Origin of the sequence: Halomonas aestuarii, from assembly GCF_001886615.1 — a bacterium.
GTDB classification, from domain to species: Bacteria; Pseudomonadota; Gammaproteobacteria; order Pseudomonadales; family Halomonadaceae; genus Halomonas; species Halomonas aestuarii.
The window spans coordinates 741,865-761,373 of record NZ_CP018139.1; the positions used below are offsets into that span (position 1 = coordinate 741,865).

Sequence of the window (19,509 nt, forward strand, 5' to 3'; positions counted from 1 at the left end):
CCTCTCCCCCCTCTCCTTTTTACCCTCAGAACACGTACTCCATGCCCACCCAGACGCTGCGGCCGGGCTCATTCAGGGGCAGGGCCAGGCTCTCCGGATCCTCGGCGAGGAAGGGGTCGCTGGCGCTGCGGTTGCGATTGAGGAAGTCGCTGTAGGTCTTGTCGAGCAGGTTGCTGACACCGGCGCGCAGGGTCATGGCCTGCCAGCGCCAGGCGGCCTCGGCATCGAGCACCACGTAGCCCGACGTGGCCACCTCGTCCGGCCCCAGACGGTCCTGGGCGTCGGAGAAGCGCGCGGTGAGCCCGGCCTCCCAGGCCTCGCGCACGTGGAACTGCGAGAGCCGGCCGCGCAGCGGGGCAATATCAGCCAGGGCGCCGCCGTCGTCCAGGTTGTCGCCGCGCACCCAGCTCAGCTGGCCGCGCGTCTCCCAATGACGAGCCCAGCGCAGGTCGCCGGAGAGCTCCACCCCGTAGAGGGTGGCATCGATATTGCGGTAGACGCTGACGCCGTCCACCCTCTCGCGGAAGATGTAGTCGTCGACGCGGTCGGCAAAGGCCGCCACCTCGACGCCGCCCTGTGCCAGTCGACGCTCGATCCCCACGTCCAGCTGGTGGTGCACCTCGGGGTCGAGGCCGGGGTTGCCCACCCAGTCGCCCTTGGCGAAGTAGCGCTCGGTGGCGTCGGCATCCCGCTCGGCACGGCTGAGGCTGGCGTAGAGGGTGTCGGTATCGCTCAGGCGCTGTTCACCGCGCAGGAAGCCACCCACCAGCCAGGCGTCGTGATCCAGGTTGCCCCCCACCCCGTACTCGCGACGGTAGAGGTCGGCCGCCACCACGCCGGTATCGCTGGCCTGGTCGGCAGCGTCGGCGCTGGCCTCCGAATAGTCCAGCCGCAGGCCGCCGCTGACGGTGGTGCGCTCGCCCAGGTAGTGATCAATCTCGGCGAACACCCCCGACTGGCGGGTGGTCACGTCAGGCCAGGAGAGAAACGCAACCACGTCCTTCGAGTCGTTGATGATCCGCGCGTCACGGGCATTCTGCAGCACGTTGACCCCGAAGCGCAGATCGCTGTTCGCGCGCTGCTGCACGAGCATGCTCTTCCAGGTGACAGTGTCGGACTCGGTGGGCGAGCGCATCTTCATCATCGGTGCATCGCGCAGCGAGGTGTTGTCCATCACATGGTCGATGGCAGTGAACTGCAGGCGGTTTTCCATCCGCAGGGTGTCGGAGAAGGCGTGGTCGAGGCGAGCCCGCAGGGTGTCGTTGTCGCTCTCCGGCGCGTCCATGCCGGCGCCGGCGAACTTGACGTCGCGTTCGCGCACGCCCTCGTAGCCGAACGCCACCTCGGTGCCGACCGTGGGCGTGAAGCCCAGCGTGACGCCGCCGCTGGTGGTCTCGAAAACGCTGTGGATACGCCGACTGTCGCCGTCCTCGTAGTCGTTGGCCTGCTGGCGCTCGCCGTAAAGCCGCCAGTAGCCGTTCTCGTTGCCGGCCACCAGGCGGGCGTAGAGACCGGCACGCTCGCCGTTGTCGTCGAAGCTCGCCCCCACGCTGCCCTGCTGCTGGATGTCGCGGCCCTCGAAGTCCGGCGAGGTGCGCTCGAAGAGCACGGTGCCGCCGCTGCCGCCGGCACCATGCTGCAGGGTCGTCACGCCCTTGCTCACCGTCACCCGGTCGAAGCTGTGCAGCGGCGCATAGGCGGTGGGCGGATCCATGCGGTTGGGACAGGCACCATACACGTAACCGCCATCCACCAGGACGTTCAGCGCATTGCCCTGCTGGCCGCGAATCACCGGATCGAGGCCGTGACCGCCCATGCGGATAGCCTCGATGCCGTTGATCCGCCTCAGCCACTCGCCGGCATCGGCCGCCGGCGCCGGCGACTGCCGGGGCGAGAGCGAGAGCTCACCGGGCACACCGGCCCTCCCCTCGATGATCATGGTGGAGAGGCTCTCGGTCTCGGCATGGGCGGCACCGCCCCAGGCGGCGATGCAGGCCATAATCGGCAGGCGACGAAGGAGTGGCGTGGTCATGGTCCCGTGCTCTATGGAATGTGTTTATAAGGTACGGGAATATTAAATCGGGATAACATGACCGGGAATGGGGCAGGATGCCGCATGGGGCGTGCCCCCCCGGTGAGCCACGCGCCGGCCGCAGGCGCTCCCGAGGAGCCGTCAGGCCGAGACCACGGCATCGCGGCCGCGCCGCTTCGCCTCGTAGCTCGCCGCGTCGGCGCGGCCGATCACCTCCTGGATGTCCCTGTCCCCTGGCAGGAGGGTGGTGACGCCCACGCTCAGGGTCACCCGGAACTCGCGTCCTTCATGGATCACCGAGAGGCCGGCCACGGCCCCACGCAAGGACTCGGCGATGCGCCGGGCCTGGTCGACGTCGCAGCTCGGCAGCAGCACGGCGAACTCGTCCCCGCCCTGACGCGCCACATGATCGCTGACACGCACCACGCCGTTGACCGCCTCGGCGACGCGCCGCAGCATCGTGTCGCCCAGGGCATGCCCGCCCAGGTCGTTGATCGGCTTGAACCGGTCGAGGTCGAACAGCAGCAGGGCCGAGGGCGTCTCGGCCTTGCGCCAGGCGGCCAGCGCCTCCTCGAGCCGGCGCTCGAAGCCGCGGCGGTTGAGCAGGCCGGTGAGCGGGTCGTGCTCGGCCTCCCACTGGCGCAGCGACTCCTGCTCGCGGTGCAGGGTGATGTCCTTGACGATGCCCACGAAGCCGATCAGTTGGCAGTCGATGAGCACGCGGCTGGCGTGCACCTCCAGCCAGAGCAGCGTTCCGTCGGCCCGGTAGTAGCGGAACTGGCGAAGGAAATCCTCGCCGCTGCGCTGGCTGAACTGCCAGAGATCCAGAATCGCGTCGCGGTCATCGGCATGCAGGCCGGCCAGCCACTGGGCGTGATGACGCGGGCTGACCGTCCGACCTGCCAGCTCGAGCAGGGCCCGATTGGCATAGACGATCCTCCCCTGGGGGTCGGTCACGAACATGCCCACAGGCGACTCGGCCAGGATGGCATCGAGGAAGGCCTGACGGTCCCGCCACTGGGCCAGGGCCAGGCCACGCTCTCGCTCCAGCCGGTTCAGGGCGTTCCCGACGCGCTGGATTTCCTGCATCCGGGAAGTCAGGGTGACATGGGTACGCTCTCCCCGGCCAAGCTCACCGATCTGGCCCTCGAGGCGGTAGAGGGGGCGCAACGCCAGCCAGAGCAGCCACCCCATCAATGGCAGCAGCATCACGGCGATCAGCAGGCCAAGGATGGCCAATCGCCGGAACAGGCCCCTGAAGGGCGACATCACCTGCTCGCTCGGCAGGTAGACGCCGACGATCCAGTCGGCCGGCCAGATCTGGCGAAAGGCCTGGTAGGTCATCTGGCCATCGAGCGCGGGGCCGCGGGCCTCGCCTTCCCACCCCAGCCGGGCCAGGGCCAGCGAGGGGCTGGCGCCCTCGGACGGCAGGGGAGCCAGGATACGCGACCGGTCGGGGTGATAGATCAGCCGGCCCGACGCGGTGGCAATGGCGGCATAGCCGCCATCGCCGAGCCGGATCCTGCGCAACCGCTCGAACAGCCCGCCCTCGCGGATGTTCACCAGCCCGCCCAGTGCGCCCTGGAAATCGCCCGCCTCGTCGAGCAGCGGGACCAGGAACAGCAGCATGGGCATCCCGCTGATGCCCCCGATGAAGGGCTCGCTGACGTAGGGCCGCTTGAATCCCTTGACGAACTGGAAGTAGTCACGGAAGCCGGCATCAAAGCCTTGTCGTCCCGGCATCTGCGGCCAATCGGCCTGGATGGTGCCGGCGGCATCGTACAGAAGGAGGCCCTCGAACCACTCCAGCAGCGCACCGTTGGCCGCCAGCAGGGTGTGCGGGTCAGTCCCCTCCCCGGCCTTCAACGGCATCTGCTCGGCAAGCTGCCCGAGGGCAGCGAGACGGCTGTCGACCTGATCGGTCAGCTCGTCGGCGATCAGGCGAGCCTCGTAGTTCAGGTGGATCAGGTTCGACTCCTCGGACAGCGAGCGGCTAGATGCCCAGCCGGCCCACATCACCAGGGCCACCACGATGACCCAGGTCGCGGCGAGCCCCAGCAGCAAACGGCCCTTCAGGGAGAGCGCCCAGGCGACGGCCCGGGAGAGGCGGAATATCGGCAAGCAGACCTCCATGTCCTGTGTCGATGACGCGACTCTAGCATGGCCGCCCCGCCATCCCGTCAACGCCGCCACGCGTGGCGCAGGCGAACGCCCCCTGCCGCGCCATGGCCGACGCTGCCCTTCTCCGGCATCGCTCATCCCCCGGGATGACGACTGGCTCGGGAACTGGTGCTCACCGACTCAACGGCCGGGACGGGTGCCGGATACCCGCGCCTCGAGGGCGGGAATGTCACGCAGCACCAGGGTTCGCCCCTCGACGCTGATCAGCCCCTGGCGCTGGAGTCGCCCGAGGAGACGGCTGACGGTTTCCAGGGCCACCCCGAGGAAGCTGCCGATATCGGCCCGGGACATGGCCAGCTGGAAGCCATGGGGGGAGTAGCCCCGGGCCGCGAAGCGCTCGGACATGTCCAGCAGGAAGCTCGCCATGCGCGTCTCCGCGGAGGCGCAGGAGAGCAGGCAGTTCATGCCCTGATCACGCTCCAGCACCTGGCTCATGCTGCGATAGAGCGCGCCGCGCAGGGCCGGGAAGCGGTCGCCCAGCGCCTCCAAGGAGCCAAACGGCAGCTCGCAGACGAAGCTGCTTTCCAGCGCCACCACGCTGGAGGGATGGCGGGCCTCGCCGAGCGCATCCAGCCCCGCGACGTCGCTGGGCAGGAGGAAGTGGGTCACCAGTTCACGATGCGCTGCGTCGACCACGACCTGCTTGAAGCTTCCCGAACGCACCACGTAGAGGCTGGTGAAGGGCGCCCCCTGCCGCACCAGCCGCGCCCCGCGCCTCAGCGGCCTGGGGCGGTGGATGATGGCATCGAAGTCGGTCATCTGGTCGCGGGCCAGGCCACCCGGCAGGCAGTGGGCACTGAGGCTGCAGCCCTCGCAGTGCGTTGCCTGCCCCGGGGGAATCGCCGTCTGACCGGAGGGATGGTGGGTCATGGTGAACTCCCTGTTCATCTACGCCACGGCACTCCAGGCACGGGCCGTCTCCACGGCACCGTTACTGCCTGGATGCTTCCTCAGCATACTTCAGAAAACGACGGTACTGCACCCTCTGAGGGCCCGCGCGGCCTCGGGCCTGATGCCCCGGGCCAGGCCCATGCGGGAAGGCCGTCGATATCCTGGCAGTCCTGATCATCCAGAGGATCCTGGACGGTAAGGATGCCTGGACCGCGCGCCAGGCCAAGGCGCCCTCACGACAAGGCCCCCGGCACAGGTGCGCCGGGGGCCTTGTCGTCCAGCGGGCGACCGGGCACTCACCCGACGCCTCGACGGTCTTCCGATTATCGGCGATCCAGTCGCTGGACCTTCAGCTCGTAGTTGTTGACGCCCGTCATGGAAGAGCCGAACTTCTGGCCCTGCACGCGGATACGATAGCGACCCGGCGCCAGCTCGGTCGTCATGTCGACGTCGCCGTCGAAGCCCTGGCCTGCCCCCTCGGCGACCACAGCGCCCGTCTCGTCCAGCACCTCGAGGGCGATGCGATAGGTGTCCTCGTAGCCGGTCGGATAGGTGGAGGTAGTGATGGCGATGGTGCCGCGCTCGGCCACGTCGAAGGTCAGCACCTCGCCGCGGGCGCGGATCTTGACGTCGGTAACGATGGTCTCGAAGCCCTGGGATGATGCCGCCTGGGCGGCCTCGGGCTGGCCGGAGCGGGCCTCGCTGCCAGAGGATGCCGTCTCGTCCTTGCTGGCGCCCATGGCGGAGGCGGCCTCGGGAGCGGATGCATCCTCAGGGATCGCCTGGTCCGCCGCTGCTCCCAGTGTCGCCACGGCATTATCGCCGCTCACGAACACGGAGCGCGCACCATCACGGCTTTTTCCGGCGAAGAAGATGCCCTCGCCGTCGCTCACAGCGTCGTCGAGGCGCCGACCATCCTCTGCCAGCCCGGCGATGAGGATGGAGTAGCCATCCCCCGCCCTGCGGCGGGTGCCGAAGCGCTGGGCCTCGACGCGCAGGGTATAGTCGCCGGGCGACAGGCGCTGGCGCAGGGCCAGGCCGCCGTTCTGTCCCAGCGCCTCGCTGCGGGCGATCACCTGCCCCTGTTCGTCCTCGAGGACGGCGGCGATGCGGTAGTCCTCGGAGTAGCCGGCGGTGACGCGGCTCTCGAAGAGGTAGGTGCCCGGTTCGGTCACGGTGAAATCATGGGCATTGGCGCCCCCGAACAGGAAGCTGCGGCTGCGGGCGTCGGTCTCGGCCTGGAAGAATCCCGTCAGATCCATGCCCCGCCCTTCCTCGCGGAAGCGGTCCTGCATCTCGCTGGCGAGCACCGGCGTGGTCCCCAGGGCCAGGCCAAGGGCCAGCAGGCTCGCGGTGATGATCGGTTGTTTCATGGAACCTCGCTTGCGTTCGTTCGCGTCCAATGAAAAAAGCCGACCCCGAGGGGCCGGCTTTCTGTGTTCTACCCTGCTCGCAGGTTACACCCGCGACAGGAATCAGAACAGGTAGGTCACGCCAACGCCGACGCCGTCGCCTGCGTCATCTTCGCGATCGTACATGGCGTACTCGGTCCAGACGTACATGGCATCGGAGATGCTGTAGTTGGCGCCGAGGATGACCTCGTTGTAGGTCTCGTCACGATCCTGCTCGTCTTGGATGGTCTCATCCAGTTCGGACAGCAGGGTGCCGGCGCCCACATCGACGTACTGGTAGGCGGCGTAGATGTCGCCCGCGCCGTAACCGTAACGGGCGCCCAGACCGTAGAAGTTGGCATCGTCGACGATTTCATTCTCGGAATCGAAGCGCTCGACCTTCAGAGCCACACGCAGGGTGCCGACGGTGTACTGTGCGGTGATGCCGTACTGGTCACCAGCATCGTACTCGTAGCCGATAACTTCGTCGGCAGTAACGCCTTCGGGGAGCTCATCGAGATCGCCTGTGACGTCTGACACCTTACCGTCGTAGTTATCCAGATTGTCGTAGACCGCGGCGATGGAGAAAGCGCCGGCGGTATACTTCACGCCACCGAAGAAGGAGGCGTTGGACTCGGCCTCGACCTCATGGTCGATGCCATCCGCGAGGACGTCGGAAAACTCGTTCTCTTCGGCGTCGCCCTTGAACTGGGTACCGAGGGCGAACTGCAGGCCGCTGAAGGACGGCGAGGTGAAGGTCAGCTTGTCGCCTTCACGATCTTGGGTGCCAACACCAAGGGCACGAGCGTTGGAGTCGGAAACGTCGAAGCCTTCGTTGTTGGTGATCGGGTCCTGGATCCAGTCGTCGATCAGCGGATCGTAGGAGCCGAGGCGGACGTCACCGAAGTTGCCCTTCAGGCCAACATAGGCCTGGTCGCCGGAATCGCGACCGGCGATCTTCATCTCATCGGCCTTGAAGTCGTCGAACTCGAGCTTCAGGTAGCCGGTCAGGCCGGAGTTGATCACGTGCTCGGCGGCGAAGCCGAAGGTGGAACCGTTGTCCTGAAGCTGGTCGGTGCTCTCGTCACCGCCGTCGGTGTTGTAGTAGGCAATCTGGACGTTGCCGTACAGGTCCAGCTTGGTGCCGTCCTGGTTGTAGACGGTGGCGGCCTGGGCGCCGGAAGCGGCCAGGGCACCGGCGATAGCAGTCGCTAACAGTGTCTTTTTCATTGCGATAGTTCCTTATTGACTAGCTTGCTGTTTCGATCGTGGCTGCCCGTTCTTTATGAGCGGGTCAGCGGCTTGGCCGGTCTTGGTGCCGGTTCTCGTGCCTGCGGGCTCCCTCCCGGGAGGTGGCAGGACGCGAGCCAGACCTCGGCAAAGCCTTGTTATAGTCCAATGCTCGCAAGAGGAACTCTATACCGGGGATTCGGGGAACGCAACAAGAAAAAAACACTGTTTTCCTTCCCTGCGAACACCGTTCTCCGACGTCTCCTCCTGCCCTTGCGATTCGGGCGCCGTCCCGGCGAGCCCGGCACCCCATCCGGCCCGCCACGGCGGCATGTCGGCCAGATGGGGCGCCCGGTGCGATGAGCAGGAACATCATGCCCGGCGAATATGGCGAAGACAAGTCAGGGAGATCAACGCTGGTTGTGCTTGGCAAGCAGGGCGGAGAGCTTCTCGTCCAGGGTGGCGGGCCCCCGGCGTTCCGGGGCACCGGGCGAGGGGCTGGCGGGGTTCGGCGAGGCCGACGAGGAGGCACGCTGACGGTCCGGGGTCTCGGCGCCGGACGGTGGCTCACCGGACGACGGCCCTTGGCCACCGGGCCCGCCCTGCCCGTCGGCGCCCCGATGGCCCGGCGCGGCCTCTCGCCCCTTGGCTCCCCCCTTGGCGCGGGGTCGGGCAGAACGGCCGGGGTTGCGACGATCGGCCTGCAGGCGTTCGAGCTTGCGGTGGGCATGCTCGGCGGCGGCGGCGTCCACCTGGCCCGCCGGCTCGCCGGCGAGGTCAAGGCGCCAGGCCCCCTCGCGTACCGACTTGAGGTAGCGCGGCAGGTTGACGTAGCAGGCCAGCGCCCGGCGCACGAGCTTCTCGGGCCAGGGCTCGCGGGCGCTCAGCTCCTCGTGGATGCCGACCTTGAGCGGCCGGGTATGGCCCTTGAAGAAGGTGGACGAATAGCGCCGGTACCACTGGTCCAGCAGGGCCTGGGGAGACGGTGCCTCACCGATGTCGAGTTCAGGGGTCGTGCCCGCTCCAGTCACTTCAGAGCGAACTTCGGTGGAGGCTTCGACCGGAGGGTCGGCAGGGACGGCAGGGACGGCGGCCGGCTCGGTGGGCGTGACGGAGACGCCCTCCTCCGGGTCGGCCGGCGCGTCAGCGACCTCGCCGGCCTGCTTCCGCGGGCGATGGCCGATCAGGGCGGAGAGCCCCTGGGCCCGACGCGCCTGGCGATGGAAGAGCACCGTCCCCGCCTCGGCGGGATCGCGTTCCAGCAGGCGCCGGTTGTGCGCCTCGAGCTCACGATTCTGCTCGTCGAGCTCGCGATTCTCCTCGGCGAGCTCTAGGCGGGTGGCCTCCAGCTCGGTGACGCGCGCCTGAAGCTCGCGACAGCGCTGGGCCAGGGCCTCGCGGGCGCCCTGCTCCTCGCGGACCTCGGCGGCCCGTTCGGCATGGCTCGCCTCCAGCTCGACGCGACGCCGCTCCAGCTCGGCCAGCCGGGACTGCAGGGCATCCTGCTGCACGCGGGACTCCCGCAACAGGCCCAGCAGGGCCGCCGCGCGCTGCTCCAGCCGTTCCAGCAGGTGGGTTGAGCGTTCCTCGTTCACGTCCTGGCCCTCCAGTGCGCCATGCCCCTGACTCGTCCTGCCGTCGCCGTTTCCTGCCGGCCACGGCACATTCTGTCCAGTCTGTGCCAGGCGTGGCGTCGTGACAAATGTCGCCGACGGGCGACGCCATCAGCGCCGCTGCCCTTAATATCGACGGTACTGCACGAAATCATAGTGCGGCTGGCCCTCGGCAGGCTCGCCGGGCACGCGCTGCACCTCTTCCCACTCGCCCATGTCGATCGCGGGGAAGCGGGCATCGCCCTCGACCTCGATGTCCACCTCGGTGAGGTAGAGCCGGCTGGCGAAGGGCAGCGCCTGGGCGTAGATCTCGGCCCCGCCCATCACCATGATCTCCTCGACACCGTCGATGGTGGCCTGGTGGTCGGCCAGCGTCAGCGCGGCGGCCAGGTCGTGGCAGACCCGAACGCCGTCGGCATGGAAGTCGGGGTCGCGGGTCACCACGATGTTGAGCCGTCCGGGGAGCGCCCGGCCGATGGATTGATAGGTCTTGCGCCCCATCACCAGCGGCTTGGCCTGGGTGATCCGCTTGAAGAACTTCAGGTCCTCCGGCAGGTACCAGGGCAGCTGGTTGTCCACCCCGATCACGCGGTTCCTGTCCATGGCGGCGATCATCGCGACGGGCACGAGAGTCTCGTCGGTCATCTCATGGGGCTGGTTCATACCGCCACCTCGGCCTTGATATGCGGATGGGGGTCGTACCCCTCGATGGCGATGTGCTCGAAGCGGAAGTCGAAGAGCTCCTCCACCGAGGGATCCAGCACCAGGCGAGGTGCGGCGCGCGGCGTGCGAGACAGCTGCTTCTCGGCCTGCTCGAGGTGGTTCAGGTAGAGATGGGCATCGCCCAGGGTATGCACGAAGTCCCCCGGCTCGAGGCCCGAGACCCGGGCGATCATCTGGGTCAACAGCGCGTAGCTCGCGATGTTGAAGGGCACCCCGAGGAAGATGTCGGCGCTGCGCTGGTAGAGCTGGCAGGAGAGCCGCCCGTCGGCCACGTAGAACTGGAAGAGGCAGTGGCACGGCGGCAGGGCCATCTCGTCCACCAGCGCCGGGTTCCAGGCCGAGACGATCAGCCGGCGCGAGCGCGGGTTGACGCGGATCTGCTCGAGGAGTCTCGCGATCTGGTCGACGTGCCCGCCCCGTGGATCGGGCCAGCTGCGCCACTGGTAGCCGTAGACGGGGCCGAGGTCGCCGTTCTCGTCGGCCCACTCGTCCCAGATGCGCACCCCGTTCTCCTTGAGGTAGGCGATGTTGGTGTCACCGGCCAGGAACCACAGCAGCTCGTGGATGATCGAGCGCAGGTGCAGCTTCTTGGTGGTGACCAGCGGAAAGCCGCGGGAGAGATCGAAGCGCATCTGGTGGCCGAAGAGCGAACGGGTGCCGACCCCGGTGCGGTCGTCACGCTCCACGCCATGGTCGAGCACCTGGCGCATCAAGTCGAGGTAGGGCTGTTCCAGTGCCGGCTGGGCATCGTCGGTATGCATCGTCTGGGCGGACCCCGGGTCGCGGATGTGAGTGATGAAATCGGGTGACAGAGTCTACCGTCCGTTTCGCCCCCTCGCTAGCCGCGCCGGGCATCCACCGGCTGGCGACGGGACCAGGCGATCAGCGCGATGCCGGCGGCGATCATCGGCAGGGTCAGCAGCATGCCCATGGTCACCCAGCCGAGCGCAATGAAGCCGAGCTGGGGATCGGGCAGGCGCACGAACTCCACCAGGAAGCGGAACACCCCGTAGAGCAGCAGGAAGAGGCCGGAGACCAGGCCGCGGCGGCGCGGGATCGCCGATACCCACCACAGCACCGTAAACAGCACCGCCCCCTCCAGGAGCGCCTCGTAGAGGGACGAGGGATGTCGCGGCGCGGGTCCCATGCCGGGGAAGGGCATGCCCCAGGGCACCCCGGTGAGACGCCCGGGGAGCTCATGGTTGATGAAGTTGCCGATGCGCCCGGCGCCCAGGCCGATGGGCACCAGGGGCGCCACGAAGTCGGTCAGGGTGAAGAAGGCCAGCCGCTTCTTGCGGGCGAACCAGAGGGCGGCGAGCAGCACGCCGACCAGGCCGCCGTGGAAGCTCATCCCGCCGTCCCACACACGGAAGATCCACAGCGGGTCCGCCAGCCACTGCGACAGGCCATAGAAGAGCGCATAGCCCAGGCGCCCACCGACCACCACGCCGATGGCGGCGTAGAACAGCAGGTCGCCGATGTCGTCCCGGGTCAGGCCGATACGCTCGGCCCGGCGACGCCCCAGGAACCAGGCGGCCACGAAGCCGACCACGTACATCAGGCCATACCAGTGGATCTGGAAGGGACCCAACGAGATGGCCACGGGGTCGATAACGGGATAGCGCAACATGGAATACCCTTAACACGGTCAGAGGAGAAACTTGAGGCCCACCACCGCCAGCAGGGCGGCGAAGGAGAGGCGCAACACCCGGGCCGACAGCCGATGGGCCAGGATCACGCCGAGGCGCGCGCAGGGCACGCTGGCGATCACGATGCCGAGGAAAGCGGGCATCATCACGAAGCCGACGGCCCCGGCGGGGAGCATCGGATTGCCCCACCCGACCACCACGAAGGTGGCCGCGCCGAACAGCGCGATGGGCAGGCCGCAGGCGGAGGAGGTGCCCACGGCCTGGGTCATGGTGGCGCCACAGCGCGACAGCCAGGGCACGCTGAGGGTGCCCCCGCCGATGCCGAACAGCGCCGAGACGCCGCCGATCACCGCCCCCGCCAGGCCCATCGAGGCCGGACCGGGCTGCACGCCACCGGGCCGGGGGCCTCGCCCCAGCGCCATCTTCAACGCGACCAGGATGACGAAGAGACCGAACAGGGTCCCCAGGCGCCCGCCGGACAGGTTGCCGGCGATGAAGACCCCGGCGATGGCACCGAGCACCAGCCCCGGCAGCAGGGCCAGGAACCAGTCGCGGCGGATACTGCCGCGACGATGATGCCCCCAGGCCGACGAGGCTCCCGTCACCACGATGGTGGCAAGCGAGGTACCCACGGCCAGGTGCATGGCCACTTCCGGGGCCACCTCCTGCCATCCGAAGGCGGCGAGCAGGGCCGGCACGATGATCAATCCGCCGCCCACGCCATAGAGGCCGGCCATGGTGCCGGCCACGGCACCCAGTGCCAGGTAGGAGGACAGCGTCGCGATCAGGCTCATGCAGGATCGGCTTCCGGCAGGGACGGCAGCCATTGCCGCACCGTGTCGACCAGCGCCTGGGGCCGGTAGGGCTTGGCCAGGAAGTCGTCCATGCCGGCCTGACGGAAGCGGAAGCGATCCTCGTCGCTGGCGTTGGCCGTCAGGGCCACCAGGATGCTGCGCCGGCGAGGCACCATGGTCGCCTCCCGTTCACGCCATTGCCGGCTGGTTTCCACGCCGTCCATGCCCGGCATGAAGATATCCATCAGCACCAGGTCGAAGGCGTCGTCCTCGAGCAGCGACAGGGCCTGCTCGCCGCTGGTGGCCGTGGCCACCTGGAAGCCCTGGCGCTCGAGCACCTGCCGCGCCAGGGTGAGGTTGACCGGGCCATCGTCGACGATCAGCACCCGGAAGGTCCCGGGAAGCGAGGGGGGCGTGGGGGTCTCGGTGGCATCGCCGAGGTTCTCCAGCAGCAGCATGGCATCGGCCAGTCGCGCCTTCAGCGCCGCATGGCCGCGCTTCCCGCCCCGCTGCGCGAGGGTCTCGCTCTCCAGCAGCTCGGTCAGCGAGGCCAGCAGGGGGGCCAGCGACCGACGCAGGTGGCAGAGATACCCGGACTTGAGGCGCGACTCCTCCCGGGCACGCACCCGGCTGGCCTCACATCGCTCGAGCTCGCCCTGGCAGACCTGGAGCTCGTCGGCGAGGCGACGCTCACTGGCATGGTGCTGCCTGAGGTCGCCATGCCAGCCCTCCACCAGGCCCTCGCAGGCGCTGGTCAGGGCCCGGAGGCGCTGGGAGAACGGCAGGTCATGCCGCGGTGGCCGATGGTTGCGTGCCAGGTACGCCTCGACGCCGGACATGGCGTCGTTCACGTCTCGCTCGACCCCGCGCAGGCGTTGGCGGAGCAGCATCAGGAAGACCGCCACGTTGAGGCTGGTGCCCAGCAGCAGCGCCAGCAGCAGCCAGAAAGTGGCACCCCAGGAGGCATGGCTGGGCATCATCCACCACAGCATGACCCCGACCACCAGGCAGAGCAGCACCAGGACCGCCTGGGCCAGCATGACGGGCCAGAGGATCGGCCAGACCAGACGCGACCAGAAGCGGTCGATGCGGATGTCGTCCTGCATTGTCATCCCTGTGCAAGCACGAAAGTCAGGAGAGTGTACGCGGCCGGGCCTGGGCTGTCATGACGGCACCTTCCCCCGGGGCCTGCGGCCGGCTAAGCTGGCCCCATGTGCCTGATCGCCTTCGACCATCGCCCCGGCAGCGACTGTCCGCTGCGCCTGGTGGCCAACCGTGACGAGTTCCACGACCGCCCGTCGGCGCCGCTGGCCGCCTGGGACGAGGCGCCCGCGATCGTCGGGGGCCGCGACCTGGAGGCCGGCGGCACCTGGCTGGCCGTGCATCGTCGCGGCCGTGTCGCCGCCGTGACCAATGTCCGCGACCCCCGCCTGACGGTGCCGCCGGACGCTCCGAGCCGTGGCGAGCTGGTGCGCGAGGCCCTGGAACGCGACGACCTGACGGCCTGGCTCGACCGGCTGGCGGGCGGGGCGGCCCGGGACTTCGCCGGCTTCAACCTGCTGGTGGGTGACGGGGAGGCCCTCTGGCACCTGCATCGCGGGCTCGAGGCGATCCGCCTCAGGCGCGTGCCCCCCGGCCTGCATGGCCTCTCCAATGCCAGCCTGGACACGCCCTGGCCCAAGCTGATCGCCGCCCGGCAGGGACTCGCCACCGGCCTGCGCCATGGCCGCTGGCCGGCGGATGCCCTGGCCGTGCTCGGCGACCCCCACCCCGCCGCCGACGACGAACTGCCGGAGACCGGCGTGGGGCTCGAGCGGGAGCGCCAGCTGTCGTCCTGTTTCATCATCGGCCGGGAGTACGGTACCCGGGCCACCACCTGGGTGACCTGGCACGGCGACGGGCGCATCGAGATCGGTGAGCGCCGCTTCGGGCCTGAGGGGGTCCGGCTGGGAGAGACCGCCATGCGGCTTTGATATGACAGACCCTGATCTGAGCGACCCTGACCCTGCGTCCCTGACCTAGGACGCGGCAAGGCGAGCCCGGGCGCGACTCAGTCCTTCGGGGGCAGCAGGTGCGCCAGCTGCCACTCGCCCAGGCGAGCCTCGAGATGCTGGCGAACGTCACGGGGCGAATCGAGCCTCAGGGTCTCCTCCACCAGCTCCCGGGCGCTCTCGAGGGACACCCGGCGAATCGCCGCCCTCACCCTCGGCAGGCTGGGCGCGTTCATCGACAGGGCATCGAAGCCCATGCCCATCAGCAGCAGCGCCCCGGCGGGGTCCCCGGCCATCTCGCCACACACCGACGTCGGCATGGCCAGGCGTCGGGTATCGTCGCCCAGTCGGGCCATGGCCGAGAGCACGGCGGGATGGCAGGCGTCGTAGAGGTCGGCGACCCGCGGGTTGTTGCGGTCCACCGCCAGCAGATACTGGGTCAGGTCGTTGCTGCCCACCGAGAAGAAGTCGACGCGACGGGCCAGGGCATCGAGCTGGTAGAGGGTCGCCGGCACCTCCAGCATCACCCCCACCCTGGGTCGATTCACCGGCACGCCCTCCTCGCCGAGCTCGAGGATGGCACGGTCGAGCAGGCGCGACGCGTCGTCGACCTCGTCGACGTTGGTGACCATGGGCAGCAGCACCTGCAGGTTGTCGAGCCCCTGGGAGGCACGCAGCATGGCCCTGAGCTGCACCATGAGCACCTCGGGATGGTCGAGGGTGACCCGGATGCCGCGCCAGCCGAGGAAGGGATTGGCCTCCTCGATGGGGAAGTAGGGCAGGTCCTTGTCACCGCCGATATCCAGGGTACGCATCACCACCGGCAGCGGCGCGAAACTCTCGAGCTGGTCGCGATAGAGGCGTGTCTGTTCCTGCTCGCCGGGAAAGCGCTCGGTGATCATGAAGGGCACTTCGGTACGATAGAGCCCCACCCCGCCGATCCGCGACTTCAGCGACGCCACGGCATCCACCGCCAGGCCGGTGTTGACCATGAGCGGCATGTCGTGGCCGTCCGGGGTGCGACTGGGCAGGTCCTGCTCGTGCTCCAGCACCGCCATCAGCGCCCGCTCCTCGTCGATCAGGCTCTGATAGTGGCTCTCGAGCTCCGGCGAGGGGCGCACGAAGAGGCGGCCGCGGTGGCCATCCAGCACCACCCGGTTGCCGCCGAGGCGAGGCAGCGGCAGGTCGACCATGCCAGACACGGTGGGAATGCCCATGGCCCGGGCGACGATGGCCACGTGGGAGGTACTGGACCCGCGCACCGAGATCAGCCCGGCGAGCTTGTCACGTGGCACCTCGCCGAGCATCGCCACGCTGATCTCGTCGCCCACCAGGATGGTGCTGTCGGGATAGACATCCGGGGTCTGGGGCGTCTCCTCCTGCAGGTGGGCCAGCACGCGCCGGCCCAGGTCGCGGACGTCCGCCGCCCGCTCGCGGAGATAGTTGTCGTCGACCCGCTCCAGGTACTGGACGTGGCGACGCACCACGTCGGCCAGCGCGCCGGGCGCCCACTGCCCCTCCCGGATGCGCTTCTCGACCTCCTGGGAGAGCGCCGCCTCGCCGAGCATCTGCTGGTAGACATCGAACAGCGCGAGTTCCTGGGCGGAGATGCGACTGGCCAGGCGCTCGCCGGCGGCGCGGATCTCGTCGCGGACCCGGCCGATGGCCTCCTTGAGGCGGGCGATCTCGTACTCCACATCGGTGGGGATCAGGTCCGGCACGCTGTTGAGGTCCGCCGGTGCGGCGATGACCACCGCCTCGCCGATGGCCATGCCGGGCGAGGCCGCCACCCCGGTGAACCGGGCCTCCCCGCCGGGCACGCTCGGCCGGTTGAGCCCCCCGGTCGCCAGGGCGTGGGCCAGCACGCCGGCCAGTTGGGCGGCCATGGTGACCAGGAAGGCCTCGTCCTCCTCGTCGAAGCGACGCTTCTCGGACTGCTGCACCACCAGCACGCCGAGCATGCGGCGCTGGTGGATGATCGGCACGCCGAGGAAGCTGGAGTAGCGCTCCTCGCCGGTAGCCTCGAAGTAGAGGAACTGGGGGTGGGCCTGGGCGTCTTCCAGGTTGAGCGGCTCCTCCCGCTTGCCCACCAGGCCCACCAGGCCCTCCCCCACCTGCAGGCTCACGCGGCCCACCGCCTGGGCGCGCAGGCCGATGGTTTCCATCAGCACCAGGCGATCGATGGCGGTATCGTAGAGGTAGAAGGAGCACACGTCGGTGCGCATCGCCTTGCGGATGCGCCGCACCATGGTGGCCAGGGCCGCGTCCAGGTTGCGGGCCCCGTTGACCTCCTGAATGATGCGTCGCAACACCTCGAGCATCGGCGTCTTGTGTTCCATTGTGGTTGTCTCTCGCCTCGCTGAGGGAATCCGCGGCCGTCAGGCCCTCGGCTCATCCATGTCCGAGGGCCAGCCGCTGTGCCCGGGGAGACAACTCTCTCAGGGCGCGACGGTAGACCTCCCGCTTGAAGGGCACCACCTGCCCCAGGGGGTACCAGTAGCTGACCCAGCGCCAGCCATCGAACTCCGGCTTGCCGGACATGTCCATGCAGATCCGGCTCTCCTGGCAGCGGATCCTCAACAGGAACCACTTCTGCTTCTGGCCGATGCAGACCGGCCTGGAGTGGGTACGAACCATGCGGCGCGGCAGGCGGTAGCGCAGCCAGCCCCGGGTGCAGGCAAGGATCTCGACGTCCTCGGCGGTAAGGCCGATTTCCTCGTGCAGCTCACGAAAAAGTGCCTGTTGCGGAGTCTCGCTAGCCTTGATGCCCCCCTGGGGAAACTGCCAGGCATTCTGCCCTACCCGACGCGCCCATAGCAGCTGCCCCATCTCGTTGGCGATGATGATGCCAACGTTGGGGCGAAAGCCGTCAGCGTCGATCACGGACTTCACCTTAATGGATCCAGTATTGGAGCCATTCTTCCACAAGGCCACAAAGGGCATCAATACAACCGGGCAGTAACTGGCAAACCATCGGCGATCCGTCCCGGGCCTGCGCTCGAAGCGCGCCATCGCTTCTGCCATAATCGCCGACCTTGTCGTGGCCGTGAACGCACGTGGCCCACCACACCGACATACCGACAGAGACATGAGGGGAACGCAGTGAGCCTGGCCATCTTCGACCTGGACAACACCCTGCTGTCGATCGACAGCGACCATGCCTGGGGCGAGTTCCTGCTGGAGCAGGGCGCCGTGGACCCGGTGGCCTACCGGGAGGCCAACGACCGTTTCCTGGCCGACTACGAGGCCGGCACCCTGGACATCCAGGCCTTCCTCGAGGTGGCCCTGCAGCCGCTGGCGGCCCACAGCCCCGAGCAGCTCGCCGCCTGGCACCAGCAGTTCATGGCCAGCAAGATCGAGCCGCATATCCTGCCCCGGGGCGAGGAGCTGGTGGCCCGCCACCGCTCGCGCGGCGACACCCTGCTGATCGTGACCGCCACCAACCGCTTCATCACCGGCCCCATCGCCGAGCGCCTGGGCATCGACGAGCTGATCGCCGTGGAGCCCGAGGTGGTCGACGGCCGCTATACCGGTCGCGCCGTGGGCATCCCCAGCTACCGGGAGGGCAAGGTCAAGCGACTGGACGCCTGGCTCGCCGACCGCGACCTGACCCTGGACGGCAGCTGGTTCTACAGCGATTCCCACAACGACCTGGCGCTGCTCGAGGAGGTGGACCACCCGGTGGCGGTGGACCCCGACCCCAGCCTGCGCGAGGTCGCCGAGGCCCGCGGCTGGAAGATCATCAGCCTGAGGGACTGATTTCAGCTGCAAGCTGCAAGCTAACAGTATCAGCCCTGCCTATTGAAAAACCCCGCATGCCTAAGCTTGCGGGGTTTCCTTGTCGCTTGATTCTTGTAGCTTGAAGCTATGAATCAGCCCAGCAGGTGCTCGACGGCGGCGCGCTCCTCGCGCAGCTCGTCCTCGGTCGCCTTCATGCGCCCGCGGCTGAAGTCGTCGATCTCCAGGCCCTGGACGATCTCGTACTGGCCGTTGCGGCAGACCACCGGGTAGGAGTACATGATGCCCGGCTCGACGCCATAGCTGCCGTCGGCGGGGATGCCCATGCTCACCACCTCGTCGGTGCCCAGCGCCCAGTCACGCATGTGGTCGATGGCCGCGGAGGCTGCCGAGGCCGCAGAGGAGGCCCCGCGCGCCTTGATGATGGCGGCGCCACGCTGCTGCACGGTGGGAATGAAGTCGTTCTCGTACCACTCGCGGTCGACCAGGTCGAGGGCCGGCTTGCCGTCCACCTTGCAGTGGGCCAGGTCCGGGTACTGGGTCGCACTGTGGTTGCCCCACACCACCATGGACTCGACGTCGGTGACGTGCTTGCCAGCCTTCTGGGCCAGCTGGGTCTTGGCGCGGTTGTGGTCAAGACGCATCATCGCGGTGAACTGGCCCGCGTCCAGGTCCGGCGCATTGCAGGAGGCGATCAGGGCGTTGGTGTTGGCCGGGTTGCCGACCACCAGCACGCGGACGTCGCGGCTGGCATGGTCGTTGAGCGCCTTGCCCTGCACGGAGAAGATCGCGGCATTGGCCTCGAGCAGGTCCTTGCGCTCCATGCCGGGACCGCGCGGACGGGCACCGACCAGCAGGGCGAAATCGGCATCCTTGAAGGCGACATTGGCGTCGTCGGTGGCGACGATGTCCTGCACCAGCGGGAAGGCGCAGTCGTTGAGCTCCATCACCACGCCGTTGAGGGCGTCCATGGCCGGCGGGATCTCCAGCAGCTGCAGGATGACCGGCTGGTCCTTGCCCAGCATGTCGCCGGAGGCGATGCGGAAGGCGAGGGAGTAGCTGATCTGGCCGGCAGCACCGGTGATGGCAATACGGACGGGATCTTTCATGGTGGCTCCTTGGGTTGTCAACACGCGGGTTGTCGCCGTGAGGATAGGCCTGGCGGGCCGGTGGCCCACCCTGCCGGAATTCGGACCGCCAAGATGTTATGCCTGCACTGCACAAAACTCAATTCGACCTCAGGCTAGCCCCGGCCCCACCGGCGACACCTGGACAC

The 19,509-nt window shown here is 68.4% G+C and carries 16 protein-coding genes; 2 read left to right on the forward strand and 14 right to left on the reverse strand.

The features are described from left to right. Positions 1-25: 25 nt before the first annotated feature. The 11 genes from BOX17_RS03385 to BOX17_RS03435 form a co-directional block, all read right to left on the reverse strand. The gene (locus BOX17_RS03385; protein ID WP_083582056.1) at positions 26-2,032 is read right to left on the reverse strand and encodes a TonB-dependent receptor domain-containing protein; all 2,007 of its coding nucleotides are present in this window, start codon (positions 2,030-2,032) and stop codon (positions 26-28) included. A 141-nt stretch (positions 2,033-2,173) separates the two neighbouring features. Continuing rightward, positions 2,174-4,153 (reverse strand): sensor domain-containing diguanylate cyclase, encoded by a 1,980-nt coding sequence (locus BOX17_RS03390; protein WP_341853294.1) that lies wholly within the window; start codon positions 4,151-4,153, stop codon positions 2,174-2,176. Positions 4,154-4,333: 180 nt separating this feature from the next. Beyond that, positions 4,334-5,083, reverse strand: a complete 750-nt coding sequence (gene fnr / locus BOX17_RS03395) for a fumarate/nitrate reduction transcriptional regulator Fnr (protein WP_071946600.1) — start codon at positions 5,081-5,083, stop codon at positions 4,334-4,336. Between the two features lie 344 nt (positions 5,084-5,427). Next, the gene (locus BOX17_RS03400; protein WP_071942061.1) at positions 5,428-6,477 is read right to left on the reverse strand and encodes a hypothetical protein; all 1,050 of its coding nucleotides are present in this window, start codon (positions 6,475-6,477) and stop codon (positions 5,428-5,430) included. A 102-nt stretch (positions 6,478-6,579) separates the two neighbouring features. Then, a complete protein-coding gene (locus tag BOX17_RS03405; RefSeq protein WP_071942062.1) occupies positions 6,580-7,725 on the reverse strand; it encodes a porin in 1,146 nt (381 codons plus the stop codon). Between the two features lie 410 nt (positions 7,726-8,135). After that, positions 8,136-9,320, reverse strand: coding sequence for a ProQ/FINO family protein (locus BOX17_RS03410; protein WP_071942063.1), 1,185 nt, complete (start codon positions 9,318-9,320; stop codon positions 8,136-8,138). 144 nt (positions 9,321-9,464) lie between these two features. After that, positions 9,465-9,983: a dihydrofolate reductase gene (locus BOX17_RS03415; protein WP_425268707.1), complete on the reverse strand. Its 519-nt coding sequence runs from the start codon at positions 9,981-9,983 to the stop codon at positions 9,465-9,467. Positions 9,984-9,997: 14 nt separating this feature from the next. Beyond that, complete coding sequence (locus BOX17_RS03420; protein ID WP_071942065.1) at positions 9,998-10,822, reverse strand: thymidylate synthase; 825 nt, start codon at positions 10,820-10,822, stop codon at positions 9,998-10,000. Between the two features lie 77 nt (positions 10,823-10,899). Continuing rightward, positions 10,900-11,691 (reverse strand): prolipoprotein diacylglyceryl transferase, encoded by a 792-nt coding sequence (lgt, locus tag BOX17_RS03425; RefSeq protein ID WP_071942066.1) that lies wholly within the window; start codon positions 11,689-11,691, stop codon positions 10,900-10,902. Between the two features lie 18 nt (positions 11,692-11,709). Then, positions 11,710-12,504: a sulfite exporter TauE/SafE family protein gene (locus BOX17_RS03430; RefSeq protein ID WP_071942067.1), complete on the reverse strand. Its 795-nt coding sequence runs from the start codon at positions 12,502-12,504 to the stop codon at positions 11,710-11,712. Further along, positions 12,501-13,610: a response regulator gene (locus BOX17_RS03435; RefSeq protein WP_071942068.1), complete on the reverse strand. Its 1,110-nt coding sequence runs from the start codon at positions 13,608-13,610 to the stop codon at positions 12,501-12,503. The genes BOX17_RS03430 and BOX17_RS03435 overlap by 4 nt, the downstream gene beginning before the upstream one ends. Before the next feature lie 105 nt (positions 13,611-13,715). Between BOX17_RS03435 and BOX17_RS03440 the strand changes: the two genes are divergently transcribed. After that, positions 13,716-14,477 (forward strand): NRDE family protein, encoded by a 762-nt coding sequence (locus tag BOX17_RS03440; protein WP_071942069.1) that lies wholly within the window; start codon positions 13,716-13,718, stop codon positions 14,475-14,477. Between the two features lie 77 nt (positions 14,478-14,554). Here the strand turns inward: BOX17_RS03440 and ptsP are convergent, their stop codons facing one another. Both ptsP and BOX17_RS03450 read right to left on the reverse strand, forming a co-directional pair. Further along, positions 14,555-16,816, reverse strand: coding sequence for a phosphoenolpyruvate--protein phosphotransferase (ptsP, locus tag BOX17_RS03445; RefSeq protein ID WP_071946602.1), 2,262 nt, complete (start codon positions 16,814-16,816; stop codon positions 14,555-14,557). A gap of 70 nt (positions 16,817-16,886) precedes the next feature. Continuing rightward, the gene (locus BOX17_RS03450; protein WP_208858087.1) at positions 16,887-17,378 is read right to left on the reverse strand and encodes an RNA pyrophosphohydrolase; all 492 of its coding nucleotides are present in this window, start codon (positions 17,376-17,378) and stop codon (positions 16,887-16,889) included. A 219-nt stretch (positions 17,379-17,597) separates the two neighbouring features. On the opposite strand from BOX17_RS03450, the gene BOX17_RS03455 reads away from it, so the two are divergent. Continuing rightward, positions 17,598-18,254, forward strand: a complete 657-nt coding sequence (locus BOX17_RS03455; protein ID WP_071942070.1) for a histidinol-phosphatase — start codon at positions 17,598-17,600, stop codon at positions 18,252-18,254. 113 nt (positions 18,255-18,367) lie between these two features. On the opposite strand, the gene BOX17_RS03460 is transcribed toward BOX17_RS03455, so the two are convergent. After that, positions 18,368-19,342, reverse strand: a complete 975-nt coding sequence (locus BOX17_RS03460) for a malate dehydrogenase (protein ID WP_071942071.1) — start codon at positions 19,340-19,342, stop codon at positions 18,368-18,370. Positions 19,343-19,509 lie beyond the last annotated feature (167 nt).

Excerpts from the sequence above, each read along its gene's own strand:
- BOX17_RS03420 (WP_071942065.1), bottom strand. The coding sequence starts at position 10,822 with ATGCATACCGACGATGCCCAGCCGGCACTGGAACAGCCCTACCTCGAC.
- lgt (WP_071942066.1), bottom strand. The coding sequence starts at position 11,691 with ATGTTGCGCTATCCCGTTATCGACCCCGTGGCCATCTCGTTGGGTCCC.
- BOX17_RS03415 (WP_425268707.1), bottom strand. The coding sequence starts at position 9,983 with ATGACCGACGAGACTCTCGTGCCCGTCGCGATGATCGCCGCCATGGAC.
- BOX17_RS03435 (WP_071942068.1), bottom strand. The coding sequence starts at position 13,610 with ATGCAGGACGACATCCGCATCGACCGCTTCTGGTCGCGTCTGGTCTGG.
- ptsP (WP_071946602.1), bottom strand. The coding sequence starts at position 16,816 with ATGCTCGAGGTGTTGCGACGCATCATTCAGGAGGTCAACGGGGCCCGC.
- BOX17_RS03460 (WP_071942071.1), bottom strand. The coding sequence starts at position 19,342 with ATGAAAGATCCCGTCCGTATTGCCATCACCGGTGCTGCCGGCCAGATC.
- BOX17_RS03430 (WP_071942067.1), bottom strand. The coding sequence starts at position 12,504 with ATGAGCCTGATCGCGACGCTGTCCTCCTACCTGGCACTGGGTGCCGTG.
- BOX17_RS03440 (WP_071942069.1), top strand. The coding sequence starts at position 13,716 with ATGTGCCTGATCGCCTTCGACCATCGCCCCGGCAGCGACTGTCCGCTG.
- BOX17_RS03405 (WP_071942062.1), bottom strand. The coding sequence starts at position 7,725 with ATGAAAAAGACACTGTTAGCGACTGCTATCGCCGGTGCCCTGGCCGCT.
- BOX17_RS03385 (WP_083582056.1), bottom strand. The coding sequence starts at position 2,032 with ATGACCACGCCACTCCTTCGTCGCCTGCCGATTATGGCCTGCATCGCC.
- fnr (WP_071946600.1), bottom strand. The coding sequence starts at position 5,083 with ATGACCCACCATCCCTCCGGTCAGACGGCGATTCCCCCGGGGCAGGCA.
- BOX17_RS03400 (WP_071942061.1), bottom strand. The coding sequence starts at position 6,477 with ATGAAACAACCGATCATCACCGCGAGCCTGCTGGCCCTTGGCCTGGCC.